The 17,372-nt window shown below is 49.1% G+C and carries 16 protein-coding genes; all 16 read right to left on the bottom strand.

Annotated elements, in window-relative coordinates:
* Positions 1-27 precede the first annotated feature (27 nt).
* Positions 28-2,754, bottom strand: a complete 2,727-nt coding sequence (gene ileS / locus KNO71_RS07945; RefSeq protein WP_214687905.1) for an isoleucine--tRNA ligase — start codon at positions 2,752-2,754, stop codon at positions 28-30.
* Positions 2,755-3,029: 275 nt separating this feature from the next.
* Complete coding sequence (locus KNO71_RS07940) at positions 3,030-3,578, bottom strand: DivIVA domain-containing protein (RefSeq protein WP_074037318.1); 549 nt, start codon at positions 3,576-3,578, stop codon at positions 3,030-3,032.
* 18 nt (positions 3,579-3,596) lie between these two features.
* On the bottom strand, positions 3,597-4,367 hold the full coding sequence (locus tag KNO71_RS07935) for a YlmH family RNA-binding protein (protein WP_078146656.1): 771 nt from the start codon (positions 4,365-4,367) through the stop codon (positions 3,597-3,599).
* A gap of 3 nt (positions 4,368-4,370) precedes the next feature.
* Positions 4,371-4,640, bottom strand: coding sequence for a YggT family protein (locus KNO71_RS07930; RefSeq protein ID WP_015881317.1), 270 nt, complete (start codon positions 4,638-4,640; stop codon positions 4,371-4,373).
* A gap of 4 nt (positions 4,641-4,644) precedes the next feature.
* Complete coding sequence (locus KNO71_RS07925; protein WP_214687903.1) at positions 4,645-5,115, bottom strand: cell division protein SepF; 471 nt, start codon at positions 5,113-5,115, stop codon at positions 4,645-4,647.
* A gap of 23 nt (positions 5,116-5,138) precedes the next feature.
* Positions 5,139-5,792, bottom strand: coding sequence for a YggS family pyridoxal phosphate-dependent enzyme (locus KNO71_RS07920; RefSeq protein ID WP_214684527.1), 654 nt, complete (start codon positions 5,790-5,792; stop codon positions 5,139-5,141).
* Entirely contained in the window at positions 5,789-6,550 is a 762-nt protein-coding gene (pgeF, locus tag KNO71_RS07915; protein WP_214687901.1) for a peptidoglycan editing factor PgeF, read from the bottom strand. The genes KNO71_RS07920 and pgeF overlap by 4 nt, the downstream gene beginning before the upstream one ends.
* 51 nt (positions 6,551-6,601) lie before the next feature.
* Positions 6,602-7,744: a cell division protein FtsZ gene (gene ftsZ / locus KNO71_RS07910; RefSeq protein ID WP_015881313.1), complete on the bottom strand. Its 1,143-nt coding sequence runs from the start codon at positions 7,742-7,744 to the stop codon at positions 6,602-6,604.
* 46 nt (positions 7,745-7,790) lie between these two features.
* Entirely contained in the window at positions 7,791-9,077 is a 1,287-nt protein-coding gene (gene ftsA, locus KNO71_RS07905) for a cell division protein FtsA (RefSeq protein ID WP_078146652.1), read from the bottom strand.
* Positions 9,078-9,304: 227 nt separating this feature from the next.
* On the bottom strand, positions 9,305-10,075 hold the full coding sequence (locus tag KNO71_RS07900) for a cell division protein FtsQ/DivIB (protein ID WP_214687899.1): 771 nt from the start codon (positions 10,073-10,075) through the stop codon (positions 9,305-9,307).
* A gap of 14 nt (positions 10,076-10,089) precedes the next feature.
* Positions 10,090-11,166, bottom strand: coding sequence for an undecaprenyldiphospho-muramoylpentapeptide beta-N-acetylglucosaminyltransferase (gene murG / locus KNO71_RS07895; RefSeq protein WP_214687897.1), 1,077 nt, complete (start codon positions 11,164-11,166; stop codon positions 10,090-10,092).
* Positions 11,163-12,500 (bottom strand): UDP-N-acetylmuramoyl-L-alanine--D-glutamate ligase, encoded by a 1,338-nt coding sequence (gene murD, locus KNO71_RS07890; protein ID WP_078146649.1) that lies wholly within the window; start codon positions 12,498-12,500, stop codon positions 11,163-11,165. The genes murG and murD overlap by 4 nt, the downstream gene beginning before the upstream one ends.
* Before the next feature lie 13 nt (positions 12,501-12,513).
* Positions 12,514-13,473 carry a phospho-N-acetylmuramoyl-pentapeptide-transferase gene (gene mraY, locus KNO71_RS07885; protein WP_214687895.1) on the bottom strand — a complete coding sequence of 320 codons (960 nt, stop codon included), beginning with the start codon at positions 13,471-13,473 and terminating at the stop codon, positions 12,514-12,516.
* A gap of 21 nt (positions 13,474-13,494) precedes the next feature.
* Complete coding sequence (locus tag KNO71_RS07880; protein WP_214687894.1) at positions 13,495-14,799, bottom strand: UDP-N-acetylmuramoyl-tripeptide--D-alanyl-D-alanine ligase; 1,305 nt, start codon at positions 14,797-14,799, stop codon at positions 13,495-13,497.
* Positions 14,800-14,856: 57 nt separating this feature from the next.
* Positions 14,857-17,004, bottom strand: coding sequence for a penicillin-binding protein (locus KNO71_RS07875; protein ID WP_214684537.1), 2,148 nt, complete (start codon positions 17,002-17,004; stop codon positions 14,857-14,859).
* A complete protein-coding gene (ftsL, locus tag KNO71_RS07870) occupies positions 17,004-17,366 on the bottom strand; it encodes a cell division protein FtsL (RefSeq protein ID WP_015881305.1) in 363 nt (120 codons plus the stop codon). The genes KNO71_RS07875 and ftsL overlap by 1 nt, the downstream gene beginning before the upstream one ends.
* Positions 17,367-17,372: the final 6 nt, after the last annotated feature.

Genomic DNA, 17,372 nt, shown 5'->3' with positions numbered 1-17,372 from the left:
GGAGTGGGGACGCCACTCCGGTTCGTCTTAACCGATTACTGATGCACAGCGCGGGCAAAGCTCTGGATGCTCTTCGTTTTGTCCAAGCTCTGTCGAGTATGTCCAACAACGTGCACAAGCGGCTCCATCTGCTTTCATGACTGTGATTTTCGTCGTCGCATAATCGACGTCTGCCGTCTCAGCCCACTCCACTTGCGATACTTGAAGCAGTTGGCTGACGTTGTCGATCGTGTTCAACAAGTCGGCAGTCTCTGCTTTTGGTGCGAGAATCAACTTCGCCTCGAGCGGTTTCCCGATCAACTTCTCGCCACGTGCGATTTCAATCGCTTTGAGGACATCGTCACGGAAGACGAGGAATTTCGACCATTTCTCAAGCAACGCTTGTTCGTCAGCAGTCAATGCATCTACTTCTTCTAAATCCGTCAAGAAGATGCTTGCTTCCGACTTACCAGGCACTTCTTTCCATGCCTCATCGGCAGTGTGTGGAAGGATTGGAGCCAATAGTTTCGTCAAGAGGACGACGGCATCGTACATGACCGTCTGAACGGCACGACGACGGAGATCGTCTTCACGTTCGATATATAGGATATCTTTTGTGAAGTCGAGGTAGAACGATGACAACTCGTTGACACAGAAGTTATGAACGAGGTGATACACGGCCATAAAGTCAAACTCATCATATGCTTTGACAACTTTTGTCTGCAATTGTTTGAGCTTCGTCGCCATGAAGCGGTCCGCTTCCGGCATATCGTCGAATGCGACACGCATCGATGGCTCGAACCCGTTCAAGTTCCCGAGTAAGAAGCGAATCGTGTTACGCATCTTCCGGTAAACTTCTGACACCTGTTTGAAGTTATCGTGTGACGCACGTACGTCCGACTGGTAATCGACGGATGCGACCCAAAGGCGTACGATCTCTGCGCCATACTGCTTCACAAGATCGTTCGGTGCAATCGTGTTACCGAGCGATTTCGACATTTTGCGTCCGTCCCCATCGAGGACGAATCCGTGACTCAAAACATTCCGGTACGGTGCTTTCCCAGTCGTCGCAACGGCCGTCGAGAGTGACGAGTTGAACCAACCACGATATTGGTCCGATCCTTCAAGGTAAAGGTCAGCCGGACGACGAAGGTTTTCGCGTTCTTCTAATACACCAGCGTGTGAAGAACCTGAATCGAACCAGACGTCCATGATGTCGAGCTCTTTACGGAATTCACCGTTCGGACTGTTCGGGTGAGTGAACCCTGCAGGGAGAAGGTCTTTCGCTTCACGCTCATACCAAACGTTTGAACCGTGCTCACGGAATAAGTTGGCGATGTGGTCGATTGTCTCGTTCGTGATGATTTCCGTTCCATCTTCCGCATAGAAGATTGGGATTGGAACTCCCCAGGCACGCTGACGGCTGATGACCCAATCTCCACGGTCACGGACCATGTTGTAGAGACGTGTCATTCCCCATTCAGGGACCCAGTTCACTTCCTCGATCTCACGGAGCATGTCTTCACGGAAATCTTTGATGGACGCGAACCATTGTGGTGTCGCACGGAAGATGACTGGTTTCTTCGTACGCCAGTCATGCGGGTACGAGTGTTTGATGAACTTCAAGTTGAGCAAGTAGCCATTCTCTTCAAGTTTCATACCGATTTGTTTGTTCGCATCTTCGTAGAAGAGACCTTCGAAACCAGGGGCTTCGTCTGTCATGTAACCACGGTCATCCACCGGGCAAAGGACATCTAATCCGTAAGCCTGTCCGACACGATAGTCGTCTTCCCCGTGTCCAGGTGCTGTATGAACGAGTCCAGTCGCATCCGCAGTGACGTGGTCGCCGAGGATGACGAGTGACGTCCGGTCATACAATGGATGTTGAGCCGTCATGTACTCGAAGTCACGTCCGTTCCATGACCCGCTCACCGTGTAATCCGTCCATCCGAGCGCTGCCGTCACTTCTTCGACGAGCGTTTCCGCGACGATATAGCCTTTTCCTTCATGTTCGATACGCGTGTAAGTCAACTCGTCACTCACCGCAATCCCAAGGTTCGCCGGGATTGTCCAAGGCGTTGTTGTCCAGATGACGAAGTGATCATCTGACGTCAACGTATCTTTACCGTCCACGACACGGAACGCCACGTAGATGGCTGGTGATTTTTTATCGTAATATTCAATCTCTGCTTCCGCGAGTGCCGATTCAGAAGACGGCGACCAGTAGACTGGTTTTTTTCCTTTGTAGATGTAACCCTTCTCAGCCATCGAACCGAACAAGCGAATCTGCGCCGCCTCGTACTCAGGAAGGAGCGTGATGTATGGATTCTCAAAGTCTGCGAGAAGACCGAGACGTTTGAATTGCTCGCGTTGCGAGTTCACTTGCTCCATCGCATACTCTGCACACTTTTCACGGAATTCCGCGACTGTCATTTCCTTACGATTGACGCCTACTTTTTGAAGGGCGTTCTCGATTGGAAGACCGTGCGTGTCCCATCCTGGAATCATTGGAGACTGATAGCCGTTCATCCCTTTGAAACGAACGATGATGTCTTTCAATACTTTGTTCATCGCGTGTCCCATGTGGATGTCACCGTTCGCATATGGAGGTCCATCATGTAAGATATATTGTGGTTTCCCAGCATTTTTTTCTTGTACCTTGTTGTAAAGGTCCATATCTTCCCATTCTGTTTGCATCGCCGGTTCGCGCTTTGGTAAATTCCCACGCATCGCGAATTCTGTGTTTGGCATTAATAGCGTGTCTTTGTAGTTCATCGAAACTCCTCCATCAACATTTTTTAGAAAACAAAAAAACCAACCCATCCCTGATAGGGACGAGTTGGTTGACTCGCGGTACCACCCTACTAGTCTCATCATCATGAGACCGCTCTCGGTAACCGATAACGAGGTCAGGCGGTCACGCTTACTTCAGTTCAGCGTGACGACTCATAGGGGATACCGATTCAAGTCTTTCTCCTAGGCTCTCACCGTCCCTAAGTCGCTTCGTAGGTATGACTCGATCGACGCGTCCTACTCAACGTGTTGATCATTTATCCGTGTTGTTCTTCATTACGTGTGACTTCGTCGTCATTATACGCAAGTTCTGTTCTATCGTCAAGAACCGTCTGCACAGGCGGTTCCCCGACAATCGTTTCCCATTCCGTACTGTTGAGAAGTTCCATTTGCGCATCGACGAGGACGCGGAAGCGTGTCCGATACAACTCGACTTTCTTGAGCATTTGAACGACTTCTCGTTCAGCAAGTTGCTCTTTGCGCGCCGCTTCCTCTTCACGAGCGAACGCTTCACGTTCCGCTTGTTTCAAGATGAGACTCGCTTCTTTTTGAGCATTGTTCTTCACTTCTTCCGCCGCTTCCTGCGCGACGATAATCGATTTGTTCAACGTATCTTCCATCGAGGAGAAGTAGTCAATGCGGGCTTGCATATCGTTGACAAGTTCTTCATACCGTCGATTCTCACGAATCAATAGTTCAAACTCTTTAATGATTTGATCTAAAAATTCATTGACCTCATCGATGTCGTACCCACGAAAACGGGAAGAGAATTCTTTATTATGAATATCAATCGGTGTCAACGCCATTCGACTTTCCTCCTAATTTCAACGTATGGTGCCATACTGGATTTTAATTTTTTCACGTTTGGTCGATCCGAGAATCTCCATCAATTTGATGCGACCATATCCACGGACAGATAAAAGATCATCCGGTTCAAGGATGAAGCTCGCGTCTTCAATGACTTTATGATTCACTTTACAGTCGCCATGTTTGACGAGCGCCTGCGCTTTTTGCCGAGAGATGTTAAGCACCTCGCTTGCGACCGTATCAAATCGTAAGGAAGAGACGATGCCGAACCCTTCGATCCATTCGGTCGCAGGGACGACAAGAACCTCGTCTTTTGGCACGGAAGAAATGCGAACTCTCGCTTTTCCGACACGTTCAAGATTCATTTCAATGAACCCGACCGCTTCACGCGTCGTCGCAAATTGTACAATCTCATCGTCAAGAACGACATCTCCGAACTTTTGACGTTTCAGTCCAGCGTTCAGCAATGTCCCTGTCACTTGTCGATGCGTCAAGTCCACGAATTTTGTTGGGTACTCGATTCGACGGATCTCAATCTCAAAATCATCTGGATTGAGTTCATAGTAATCCGGCGCTAAAATCAGACGACGTCGTTCCGCGCCTTCAAATCCGCCATCATCATGAATGACAAGTTGTTTCCCGACGAGTTGTTTGACGATTTGCTGTTCACGTGGATCTAGAAAATCCGTCAATTTCAACACATAGCTATTCTCCACTTGTTGTACCCAGTCGAGCACTTGTTCAACGAACGCGCGTTCACTTGGTCGATAATGGTCATAGACGCTCATACGTCACCCAAAGATCGCAGCGATTCCGGCTTGTGCCATGCGAAGCACGAACAACGCGACGATTGGGGAGATATCGAGCATGCCACCAATCGGCGGGATGATTCGGCGAAACGGCGCCAAGAACGGTTCACACAAAAACGATAAGATTTGACCAAATTTAGATTCGCGTGCGTTCGGGAACCACGATAATAAGATATAGCCGATGAGGACCCAACTATAGATGCCAAGTAAGTCGCTCAACGTGTTGCCTAAGGCAGGGATTACGTTTTCCATTCAGTTACCACCCTTTACTGTGAAGTTCATCCTCCGAGATCAAGTTTGAGATTGAACCAGTCAATTCGACATTGTTCGGAGTACACAGAATCGTGTTATGTCCAATCGAAGTCATCGATCCCTCAAGGGCGTATACGACACCTGAGAGGAAGTTGACGACTTGACGCGATTGCTCTTTTGACATGCGCTGAAGATTGACGATGACAGCACGGTTTTCTTTCAAATGATCGCTAATGTCTTGCGCTTCAGCGAACACACGTGGCTCAGCCAATACGACTTTCGAACGGTCTTTCTTTTTCGTATTTAACGCCACGAGATTGTTCGCTGATTTTGGACGATCATCCTGTCTGACAACCGATGTTTCGGTTGTAGAAGGAGCTGCTGCATTTGCGACAGCATACTCTTCTTCATCATATGTGTTGTTCGGATCTTCTTCGAGTCCAAAGAAATCTTTCATTTTGTTTTTGATTGACATAACGGATTCCTCCTTAAGATATATTATTGCACAAGTACGGTACCAATACGAACAAACGATGCGCCTTCTTCAATCGCGATTGGATAATCGTTTGACATCCCCATCGACAGCTCCGTGCATGGTGCGTGGTCATACGCATTTGCCTTCACTTCATCACGTAGATGACGGAGACGGCGGAACGTTTCACGAAGGACGAACTCTTCTTCAGTGAACGGTGCCATCGTCATCAGCCCGATGATTCGAATATGAGGATACTGTTTACAGTTCTCGATGAAGGGCACGACTTCCTCTATTTCGAGACCATGTTTTGAATCTTCTCCTGACGTGTTCACTTGAACGAAACAATCGATTGTCCCGTTCGCGCGCTTGTCAATCTCTGCTGCGAGAGACAACCGGTCAAGAGAGTGGATGGCCGCGACGTAATCAATGATTTGTCTCACTTTTCGTGTCTGTAACGTACCGATAAAATGAAATCTGGCATCCTTCGGCATCCCTTCAACTTTCTCGAGCAGTGAATCCGGACGGTTTTCTCCGAAATCACGAATTCCTTCTGCGTAAAGAGCGTTGGCCACATCGACGCCTACGGATTTCGTGACGGCGATGAGTGTCGGCTCAACTTCTTGAACGTGTGATGAAATGATGGATTGAACTTGTTTTACATTATCTGAAATACTCACGATTTCCGCTCCTTGACGATGACTGCCGCAAACCGACGTTTCGTCTCTCCGTCTCGATAGGAGAAAAACGGGCTGTCCGCGCCAGTCGTTAAATTCGATTGCATGACCGCAGTGTCATGTTCTTTTGCCAATACTTCATTGACGGTTTGAAGGGACAAGAGGGCGTGGTCTCCCGATTCGTTTCGCACTGCCCGTTCATATGCGACCGGCGAAACGTCCCGGACGGCATGCAGGACACGACCATCGACCTCATAGTCACTTCCTGAGATGGACGGACCGACGAGCATTTCTACATCGGTCGCCTCGATTCCCTTCTCAGCAAACATCTGCATCATGGTCTTGACGATGTTTCCGACCGTCCCCTTCCACCCAGCATGAGCGATGCCGATGACCCCATGATCTTTCGCACAGAAGAAGAGAGGCACACAATCAGCAAAGACGAGGGCTAACGGTAGCGCGTCTTCGGTCGTGAGAAGACCGTCTGTTTTCGGAATCGCCTCTTCATATCGAAACGCACCCTTACCTTTGTCCGACGAATCGACGACCTGGACCGCTGTGCCGTGCACTTGATCCGCCCACACGGAGTCCTCTAACGCGAGCCCAGCTTGTTGAAAGAACTGTTGCCGATTTTCGACGACGCGGTCGATTTCATCGCCCACGTGCAGTCCGACGTTTCCCGCATTGTGTCCATCTTTTCGTGTCGTCACGTAAGCATGATAACGGGCTGTTTCGGTTTCCCAAGTATGTAGCAGTTGCATCGGTCTCTCCTTTTAGAAAAAGGGATGCCGAGTACCGGCACCCCTAGTTGTTTAGTTACGGCGTTGTCTCACAAACGCAGGGATGTTGATCGTCTCGTCTGGGACGTCTCCTCCATACACTGGGCGATGGAAGTTCCCTTCGTCTTGTTGAGCCGCTTCATTTGCTTTTGGTTGGGGTTCCTTGTTCTCAACCTCAGGCTGTTTTTTCGGCTGCTGAAGGAACGGGTTCGTCCCTTGTGCTTCTTCAGCGAATTCAGTTGCAATCACGGTGACGATGATCTCATCGTTCAAGTTTTCGTTGATGACCGAACCGAAGATCAAGTTCACTTCTTCATCGGCCGCACTTTGAACGATTTGAGCCGCCTCTGTCACTTCGAACAAGCTGAGGCTAAGTCCACCAGTGATGTTCATCAAGACACCTTTCGCACCTTCGATTGAAGATTCGAGAAGTGGTGACGAAATGGCTTTCTTCGCTGCTTCAACGGCACGGTTTTCACCTGTCGCGACACCGACACCCATGAGGGCAGACCCTTTCTCCGTCATGATCGTTTTCACGTCCGCGAAGTCGAGGTTAATGAGACCCGGGATGGCAATCAAGTCCGTGATCCCCTGTACACCTTGACGGAGGACGTTATCCGCTTCACGGAACGCTTCGATCATCGGTGTGTTGCGTTCCACGATTTCAAGGAGCTTATCGTTCGGAATCACAATGAGGGTATCTACTTTTTCTTTGAACGCTTGAATGCCGTGCTGTGCGTGTTGCATACGCTTCCGTCCTTCGAACATGAACGGTTTCGTCACGACACCGACCGTGAGTGCGCCGATTTCTTTTGAAATCTCGGCGATGACTGGAGCGGCACCTGTTCCGGTTCCGCCACCCATCCCAGCCGTGACGAACACCATGTCCGCACCGTCAAGTGCTTCAATCAACTGTTCGCGGCTTTCTTCAGCCGCTTTTTTACCGATATCCGGGTTCGCACCTGCACCGAGACCACGTGTCAATTTTGCACCAAGCTGAAGCTTCACGTCGGCTTTCGACATGTTCAACGCTTGTGCATCCGTGTTGACTGCGATGAACTCGACTCCTTGTACCCCATGTTCAATCATGCGGTTAACGGCGTTTGACCCGCCGCCACCGACTCCAATTACTTTAATTTTCGCTACGGCGTCAATCGCCTCATCAAAGTACATCATTCAGGTATCCCCCTACGTATTTTCCAAGTTGTATTACATCGTCAGCTTAAACGCCAAATAATTTTTCCATCAAACGACTAAACCCTTTTTTCGACTCTTGATCGCTCTCGTATTCGTTCTCTCCTACATGAATATCGGTCGCTTCCGGCTTCTTGTGAAGTGTTTCCTGGCGAACTTCCGGTTTTTCAAGCTGAGATTTCGAAACGTGATGATCACTCATCAAGACATATTTCAACACGCCGACGGCTGTCGCGTATTTTGGATGTCTGACACCAATCGACGATGGTTGATACAATCTCGTCTTTTGGCCCATAATACGAGTCGCCAACTCCTGAATACCAGGTAGAGCAGCTGCCCCACCGCAAAGTAAGTATCCGCCATTCAGCATCGGAACACCTACTTTTTGAACCTTATTCAACATAAGGGTAAACATTTCCTCTATTCTCGCTTCTAAAACGTAGCTAATTTCTGACTGTGGTTCGAACGCCACTTCCCCATTGATGTTCGTGTAGGAGAAACCTTCTGTCTCATCAGCCATTTCTTCAAGAGCGAGACCATATTCTTCTTTCGCCACTTTGGCGTCTTGATATTTACAATTGAGTTTATAGACCAAGTCTCTCGTCATATGATCTCCACCGACCGGGAGGATATACGAGTAGACGAGATCTCCCCGATAAAATACGGAGACCGTCGTCTTTTCATGTCCGACATCGACAAGCCCGATTCCTAAATCGATTTCATCTACAGAAGCTGCGCTCATACCGAGGGCAAGGTTTCCTAGAATAAAACCTTCGAGTTGTAATCCTGCCCGTTCAATCGAACGACGAATACTATGTAAAATGGTCTTCGACCCGGTCACCATTTTCCCGTGCATCTCAAGTCGATAGCCTAACATGCCCCGTGGATCGACAACGCCGGTTTGCTGATCAACCGTGAATGAAGATGGGATCACATCGATGACACTCATCTCGTCCGGTAATCGCATCACTTGTGCCGAGTTGATGACTTCCATCACGTCTGCGTCGGTAATTTCTTGATCTTCTCGCTTCACGGATGCAATTCCATGACATGGGGCAATTTGGATATGTTCCCCTTCGATGGCAACGTATACAGATCGAATTTGATCTCCTAGCGATGTCTCAGCGTGCTCAACGGCCTGTTTGATCGCTTGGACTGTTTTATCGATGTCTACGACAGCGCCACGTTTTACACCCGCAGACGGTGCACACCCTTCTGCCAAAATATTAAGCGTTCCGCCGAGCAATTCACCGACGACGAGCTTAATCTCTGACGTTCCAATATCTAATGCGGCCACATAACCATTCGCTTCCAAAAGGGAAACACCTCCGCTCTATAATTTTTCTGTTCCAATTGCTTGACACATATACAGATATCCAAAAAAATTGTTGGTTTCGACAAGATATCTCACGTCTAAGTTTACAACAAATAAGATAGTGAGAAAAGGTAGAATCCTACAATTTAAGCGGTTTCGCGTTATCAATTCGTTTACAAACGACAAAAAAACAGCCCTTATGTGTCTAAGGACTGTAATATAACTGATTATTCATTCGTTTTCTTGTATGGAACAAAATAAAAACCACCATCCATGACGACGGTCCCACGCTCACCTTTCGGGATGTTTTCATAAATTTCTCCATACTTTGATACGGTCTCGCTTAACTTCAATGTCGGTGTGAGTAACGTGTTGCCATCGTTCATAAAAATCTCGTATCGCGTCGGCTCATCTTTTCGTTTCGATAAAATCACTTCTGACATACGAGCCCGTGTCGCATCATCGACCCGCTCGAGTTCACTTGCGATCTTTTCGAGTTCCGCTTCCGTGTTGAACTCTCGTAAGAGTGGTCCGTCCTTTAGCTTTTGCGGATCGGTGATGGCTCCGGTCGGATGGAGTGAACCGTCGGCTAACACGACGACATCTCCTTTTTCCGCTTTCGCATAAGCGATCATTTTCTCTTCTGTCACGGTGATTTGAACCTTGTTATACCAAGAACGATCGATTTCTACCCGTTTGACACCAGGCAACTTTTCCATCTGTTCACTCATCTTGTTTGGGGACAGACTGACAAACTTCGTCGATGAATCGAGCTTCATGTCCTGAAACACGTACGTTTCTTCTAACCAGTAAAGACCCGATACCTTCACTTCTTTCACGTTCGACATCGAAGTCTGCATGTAGACCACGAGTAGGATGAGAATTCCAAACAGTGAGAGTACAGAGAACATCCGACGGTTCGCTTTTTTACGCCGTTGTTTTTTCATGTATGGAATACGGTCTTCGAGACTACGTACCGTTTGTTGGCTTGGTTCCATCGGGTTCTACTCCTTTATTGAATGACTTCTTCTACCAGGTCGGCCAATGCATCTGACGCGTCCGGGAAACCGAGTGCACGCGATGCGTTCGCCATCTCATCACGCTGTTCGAGTGCTTGACGAATCGCTTCTACGAGCGTAACACCCGTCAACGCCTCTTCTTTCACAAGGATGGCCGCCCCGTTCTCGACGAGGGCCGAAGCATTTTTCGTTTGATGGTCAGCTGTCACGTACGGACTAGGTACCAAAATGCTCGGTAAACCAATGGCGGTCAATTCTGAAATCGTCGAAGCGCCAGCTCGTGAGATGACGAGTGACGTACAGGCGAGTAAAGATGGCATATCGTACACGTATGGATGGATGTGTACATTATCAGAAGATGGCGCCTGTTTCGACACCGCATCGAAATGCACTTTCCCCGTGACGTAAAGGACGTTGATTGGCAATTCTGAGAGCGACGGGATCGCTTCCACGACCGCTCGGTTGATTGCCTCGGCTCCGCGGCTCCCACCATACACCAAGACGATCGGACGGTCATCTAAACGATACTGTTCGCGGACGGACGCCTCATCGACTTCCGTTTGCAAGACTTCGCTACCACGCGGGTTTCCAATCAAGCGAACGTTCGCACCCGGGAAATGGACATCTGAGCCTTTGAACGAGAGGGCAACCCGATCGGCTTTCTTCGATAAGAATTTGTTAGTTAATCCCGGGATACTGTTTTGTTCATGCAGAATCGTGGGGATCCCAAGCTGTTGTGCCGTATAGACGACGGGGCCGGATACGAAACCACCCGTCCCAATCACGACGTCCGGCTTAAACGCCGCCATGTCTTTTTTCAATGCCCGAACGGCTTTCAAAAACCAGTAGGCTGTCTTCACGTTCTCGAGTGAAAGGGAACGCTTCAGACCTGCGATTTGAATCGACTTGAACGGGACACCGGCTCGCGGTACGAGATCAGCTTCTAACCCATTCTCCGTCCCGATGTATTGTACCTGTAAATCCGGGTGACGTTTTTTTAGCGTTTCAATCAATGCGAGTGCCGGATAAATATGACCACCGGTACCACCACCAGAAATCATGATTTTCATCGGTTCGCCTCCTCATATGAACGGACGAGTTGAACGAACTGCTCGCCTCGTTCTTCAAACGTTTTAAATTGATCCCAGCTAGCACAAGCGGGTGAGAGTAAGATGACGTCTCCCGTCTCGGATTGCTCAAACGCGAGCGGAACGGCGTCTGCCAACGTCTCGACGGTGAAAGATGGAATCTGTCGGGACTCGCCGAGCTCTTTAAAACGCTCTTTCGTCTCACCATACGCGATGACAGCTTTTACGTTTGAGAGAGCCGGGGCGAGCGAAGATAAGTCCGCACCACGCTCGAGACCACCACAAAGCCAGACGATTGGGGCGTCAAATCCACGTAACGCAGCTTCCGCCGCCACGTTGTTCGTCGCTTTCGAATCATTGTAGACGGCACGTCCGAGCACATCACCGAGACTCTCGGTCCGATGCGCGACGCCACCGAAGTTTCGTAACACACGTTCGATATGCGTACGTGGAATAGCGAATGGTTCCACTAAGAGTAGTGCAGCCAATACATTTTCCACGTTGTGCGCCCCGCCTAATGCCAACTCATTTACCGGCATGATTTTTTCACCACGAACCGTGACCCATCCATCGACGACAGAAGCGTCACCCCGGTCAAAGCTGAACGTAGTCGGTTCAATCTCTCCCGGGACACGTTTCATCACTTCCGGATCTGTCACTTTCACGACGATTTGATCTGCATTCGTCATTCGACGGAACAAGTTTCCTTTTGCATCCGCATACGCATCAAAATCCCCATGATAGTCCAAATGAGCTTCCGATAGATTGAGTAGTGCCGCCGAGCGAGGATGAAACGACTCAATCCCCATCAATTGAAAACTCGACAATTCAATCACAATCAAATCGCCCGCCTTCGCCTGAGACGCCACTTCAATCGCAGGGAATCCGATGTTTCCCGCAAGATGCACCGGACGCTCCCCACCTTTGAGCAATTCATAGACGAGTGTCGTGGTTGTCGTTTTCCCATTTGAGCCAGTGATGGCAACAAATTCCGCCTCCGTTGCTAAATAAGCAAGTTCCACTTCAGTATAGATCGGGATATGACGAGACATCGCTTCCTGAAGCAATGGAATCTGATACGGGATGCCTGGGTTTTTGACAATCACCTCTGTCTCATTCAACAGAGCGAGGGGATGCTCGTTAAACACCGATTGAATCCCGAGAGCCTGAATTTTTTCCTGTTCGTCTTCCGGAGGGATATTCCCCGTATTGATCGTCACATCTGCTCCCGCATGATGCAGATATGTCGCCGCCGCAATACCGCTCTTCGCAGCACCGAGGACAAGAACTTTTTTACCGTGCCATTGCTTTTCCATCTGTCTCACCCTTTTACATGAGTAGTAATGATAAACCTGCTGTAATTAAACTGATGCCTCCGAACGTGAGTACGATGCGCCATTCTGACCACCCGACCATTTCGAAGTGGTGATGGATCGGACTCATCTTGAAGAGTCGTTTCCCCGTCGTTTTAAACGAGATGACTTGCAAGATGACGCTCAACGTCTCGATGACGAAGATGATGCCGACGAAGACGAGAAGTAATTCGAGCTTCAACATCAAAGCGAGTCCAGCGACGGCTCCGCCTAGTGCGAGCGAACCGGTGTCCCCCATGAAGATTTTAGCCGGATACTTATTGAAGACTAGGAACCCGATCAAGGCACCGACGACCCCAAACGCGAACCAAGCAATCCCAAGTTCATCTTGTGTAAGGGCGTAAATCCCAAAGAATGTGAACGTCGGGATGGCCGAGAACGAGACGAGTCCGTCTAATCCATCCGTCAAGTTGACAGCGTTCGAGAACCCGACGAGCCAGAAGATGACGATGACGATATAGAACCATCCAGTATCGAACGAAATCGACGTGAACGGGATCGAGATTGATGTATCGAGGTCTCCTCCGAGTGACAAGAACCATGCAAACAATACCGATACCACGATTTGACCGATCAACTTCTGAAGGGACGTCAATCCGAGGTTTCGTTTATTGACGACTTTGATGTAGTCATCCAAGAAACCGATGACACCGAATGCCATCGTAACGAATAGAAGGGTACCGAATCCTGCGACCGCTTCGCCGAAGATGACGGATACGATGAATCCGACGAGGATGGCGAGCAGGATGACAATCCCACCCATCGTCGGTGTACCCGACTTCTTCTGGTGCCAACCTGGACCTTCATCACGAATCTCTTGTCCGAACTTTAATTGACGCAATGCTGGGATGGCTCGCGGCATCACGATCAAGACACTTAATAATGAACTGATTAATACGATTAAACTAATTAACATGTTGCTACCTCACTACTCTATTTATTGAACAAGACGCTCAAGCGCCAGTCCTCGAGATGCCTTTAACAATACCACAGTATCCGGTCGTTGATAATGATGAAGGAGCGCCTTCGCTTCCTCAACCGTCGGGACCATTTTAACGTTCACTCGTGAATCTTGAATCCCATCCGCGATCCATTTTGCCTTGTCTCCAACGAGAATACAATCGGTCACGGGAGATGTCACCGCGCCACCGACTTGTTCGTGTTGCAGTTGTTCATCCATTCCTAACTCGTACATATCTCCAAGGACGAGCACACGCTTCGAGAATCCTTCAAGCGACTTGACTGTCTCAATCGCTGCAATCATCGACGTCGGACTTGCGTTGTAGGCATCGTTAATGAGGTGAGCTTCGCCGAACATCTGTTTTTCCATCCGCATCGACGTCAACTTGATTCGGTCTAGGCCACGTTGAATCATCGCATGATCGAGACCGAACGCAAGTCCACACGCGATTGCATAGGCTGCGTTTCGAATCTGATGGGCACCGAGCACCTTTAGTTCATACAAGTCACCGTTGTATTTAAAGATCGATGCGTCAAATGTCGTTTCGATCACTTCAATTTTCCCATCCGCCGTTTCATCGTATCCGACGCGATAGCCTTGACCAGAAAGAAGTGACTCATCCGCATCGACGATCAAGCGACCGTTCGCTTTGAGACCTGCCTTGATCTCAAGTTTCGCCTTGGCGATACCTGTCCGCCCGCCGACTTGTTCACCGTGAGACTCCCCGATATTCGTCACAAACGCCACATCCGGCTTAGCAAGTTTTGACAACGTCTCGATTTGACCGAATCCGTTCATCCCCATCTCGAGGACGGCTACTTCCGTATCTCGCGGCATTCTGAGAACGGTAAGTGGTAAGCCGACGTCCGAGTTGAAGTTACCGGCCGTCTTATGCGTCTTGAACTTCTCCTCGAGCACGACAGCGACCATGTCTTTTGTCGACGTCTTCCCATTCGAGCCCGTAATGGCGACGACGAGCGGATTAATCTCTTCTAAATATCGGGCTGCTGCTGTTTGCAATGCCTCGACCGTCGATTTCACAGGGATGACAACCAGGTTGTCTGGTTGAGGGCGACCCTCTTCCCAGAACGTGACAATCGCACCCTTTTCAACGGCCGCCTCGATGTAGTCATGGCCGTCGACTCGCGCCCCGACGATGGGGACGAAGAGACCCGCCTCGTTTGCATCTCTCGAATCTGTGGCGACCCGTTCGACGAGACGCTCGTCATGTAGATCCATCCCAAACCATGATGCCAATTTTTGAACTGTCAGTTGTTCCATACAAACTTCCTCCTCTTACATAGGAAAAGAGAGCCGCAGCCCTCTTCATCTCGTGCGTTAATTCGACGGTGTCTCCAACTTCACTTTCAAGGAGGCACCTGTTTTGACCGGTTTCCCTTTGCCAATCGATTGCGATGTGACAAATCCGGTACCGTCGATTTCTAAATTTAATTGATAAAGGGTCGCTAAACGTTTGACGTCACGTAACGACCAACCTTTTAATGTAGGCATCGTAAACGACTCGCTCGTTTTTAGCAACAATCGTTCACCGACGACATAAGATTGTCCTTTCACAGGACTCTGCGCAATCACTTCGTCTCCATCACCTAACACGATCGGATTGAAGGAATTCTCCGTCGATGCGTTCACTGCCTCTTCACGGTTTTGACCGATATAAGAAGACGTTGTCTTCGTCGAGGCTTCGACTGCTTTTTCTTGTTTTTCAGGCTCGACACTCCGGTAACGTAATGCGACATCCATCACGTCTTTGAAAAGTGGCGCCATGATTCGTGGCCCGGTCGTAGACGAGTCACTGTTCGGTCTGTCCACCGCGATATACATGACAAGTTCCGGATCGTCTTCCGGAGCCATCCCGACGAATGAGTGAATATACTGTCCACTCAAATATTTTCCGTTCTCGGCGATTTGAGCGGTACCGGTCTTTCCGACGACACGATAGTTGTCTAACGCATACAGTTGCCCGGTTCCCACATCGCTATTGACGACACCGTCGAGCGCTTCACGTGTCTTTTTGGCTGTCTCCGCCGTGATCGGTTGACCGACTTCTTTCGGATTGGTCGTCCGAATCGTTTCGCCGGTCTCGCTGTTGACGATTTTCTTGATGAGGTGCGGTTGCTTCATCGTCCCATCCGTTGCGATGGCCGATGTCGCTTGCAAAATTTGCATCGGTGTCACCGCTGTCGATTGTCCCCATGCCGTAATCAAGACGTTCATCGGACTTTCGAAATCGAATTGACTATTGACCTCTCCAGGCAAATCGATTCCTGTCCGCTGATCAAACTTGAACGCTTTAAAGTAATCTTCATATCGACTGAGACCAAGTCGTTCGTTCGCTAAAATCGAGAATGCGACGTTCGACGAATGCCAGACGCCTTCTACCATAGGAATGGTACCCCATCCCGTAATGTTGTAATCATTGAAGACCGTCTTGCCATATTTGTATGAACCGGATTCATACAGCTCATTCGGATTGTACACGCCTTCGTTGATGGCTGCCGCGAGCGTAAAGATCTTCATCGTCGATCCAGGTTCGAATCGAGACGAAACAGAGAAGTTACTGTACGAAGAAATCTCGCGTGTGTTCGGATCAAACGATGGTCGGTCCGATAGTGCGATGATCTCTCCCGTTTTCGGGTCCATGATGATGGCCGTCGCATGTTTCGGCTCATACTCCTCATACAACTCATTCATCTTCGTTTCGAGCAACTGTTGGATTCTGTGGTCGATTGTCAATTGGACGTCCGCCCCGTCTTCCGGTTCAATCTTCAACTGCTCGTCACTCGATATGAGTTCACGACCTGCCAAATCTTTCTCAAATCGATACAGACCGTACGATTCACTTAAAATATCATTCAGAGACTTTTCAATCCCTAATTCACCGACGAGTTCGATACGACCGTTCTGGTCAATTTTCTGGGCATATCCGATTACCGAGGAAGCAAATACTTTGTTCGGGTAATAGCGCTTCGGTTCCTCGACAAACGTGATGCCGTTAAGATTGAATGCTTCAATCTCTTCTTTTTGTTCTACGGTCAAGTCACGACCGGGAACACCGAACTCGATCTGTCCAAGGTCGGCATTTTGTTCAAGCCGTTTCAATAAATCGGCTTCTGTCATAGGAAGCACGGTCGACAATTGCTTTGCCGCTTCGGCGAACTCATCGGGCATAAGCGTCTTCCCTTTGACCCGCTCACCACCGAGTTTCAAAACGGCAACGAGCCGGTATGATGGAATGTTGATGGCAATCGGTTGACCGAAGCGATCATACACCTCGCCCCGTTCCGCTTCTAACGTACTGACCGCTTTCCACCGTTGCTCTTCCGCGAATGCGAGCATGTTCTCCCCTTTGTACGTATGGGTGACGGATAAATAAAGGAACCATCCAACAAAAAATAAAAAGAGCGGGGTGAAGCAGACAATCGCTACCCACGCCACTCTTTTTTTACTCTGTTTTAAAGAATTCATCAATCAATCACCTTGACATTCTTTTCATTGAATTTCATTCCGAGCTTCTCGGCAATCGCATAAATTCTTTCGGGCGAGCTTAATTGGGCGATTTCATACTTTAGTTCTTCGTTTTCTTTTGCAACCCCGTCGACCTGCTGATTGACGGCTGCTGTATCACGCATAATATTATACGCTTCATTGTGCTTCGACACCGTGATGCCACCGAACATGACCACTGAACCAATCATCACTGGATACAGGATCGATTCAAACAAGGTCAACGTGCGTCGTTTTGGAGCAGGTATTGGTCGTTCTTGCGGAATCGGATTTCGATTCGGTGTTACTTGAGGCTGCAACGCCTTACGGGCAGCTTCTGGCATCAGGTA

This window comes from Exiguobacterium sp. s163 (assembly GCF_018617135.1).
Taxonomy (GTDB): Bacteria; Bacillota; Bacilli; order Exiguobacteriales; family Exiguobacteriaceae; genus Exiguobacterium; species Exiguobacterium profundum.
This window is presented reverse-complemented; position numbering and strand designations above follow the sequence as displayed.

What these genes read in the sequence shown, in the direction of transcription:
- KNO71_RS07940 (WP_074037318.1), bottom strand. Translation starts at nt 3,578, where the DNA reads ATGGCGTTGACACCGATTGATATTCATAATAAAGAATTCTCTTCCCGT.
- pgeF (WP_214687901.1), bottom strand. Translation starts at nt 6,550, where the DNA reads ATGCAACTGCTACATACTTGGGAAACCGAAACAGCCCGTTATCATGCT.
- ftsZ (WP_015881313.1), bottom strand. Translation starts at nt 7,744, where the DNA reads ATGATGTACTTTGATGAGGCGATTGACGCCGTAGCGAAAATTAAAGTA.
- KNO71_RS07900 (WP_214687899.1), bottom strand. Translation starts at nt 10,075, where the DNA reads ATGGAACCAAGCCAACAAACGGTACGTAGTCTCGAAGACCGTATTCCA.
- KNO71_RS07880 (WP_214687894.1), bottom strand. Translation starts at nt 14,799, where the DNA reads ATGGAACAACTGACAGTTCAAAAATTGGCATCATGGTTTGGGATGGAT.
- KNO71_RS07875 (WP_214684537.1), bottom strand. Translation starts at nt 17,004, where the DNA reads ATGAATTCTTTAAAACAGAGTAAAAAAAGAGTGGCGTGGGTAGCGATT.
- ileS (WP_214687905.1), bottom strand. Translation starts at nt 2,754, where the DNA reads ATGAACTACAAAGACACGCTATTAATGCCAAACACAGAATTCGCGATG.
- murG (WP_214687897.1), bottom strand. Translation starts at nt 11,166, where the DNA reads ATGAAAATCATGATTTCTGGTGGTGGTACCGGTGGTCATATTTATCCG.
- mraY (WP_214687895.1), bottom strand. Translation starts at nt 13,473, where the DNA reads ATGTTAATTAGTTTAATCGTATTAATCAGTTCATTATTAAGTGTCTTG.
- KNO71_RS07925 (WP_214687903.1), bottom strand. Translation starts at nt 5,115, where the DNA reads ATGTCAATCAAAAACAAAATGAAAGATTTCTTTGGACTCGAAGAAGAT.
- murD (WP_078146649.1), bottom strand. Translation starts at nt 12,500, where the DNA reads ATGGAAAAGCAATGGCACGGTAAAAAAGTTCTTGTCCTCGGTGCTGCG.
- KNO71_RS07930 (WP_015881317.1), bottom strand. Translation starts at nt 4,640, where the DNA reads ATGGAAAACGTAATCCCTGCCTTAGGCAACACGTTGAGCGACTTACTT.
- KNO71_RS07935 (WP_078146656.1), bottom strand. Translation starts at nt 4,367, where the DNA reads ATGAGCGTCTATGACCATTATCGACCAAGTGAACGCGCGTTCGTTGAA.
- ftsL (WP_015881305.1), bottom strand. Translation starts at nt 17,366, where the DNA reads ATGCCAGAAGCTGCCCGTAAGGCGTTGCAGCCTCAAGTAACACCGAAT.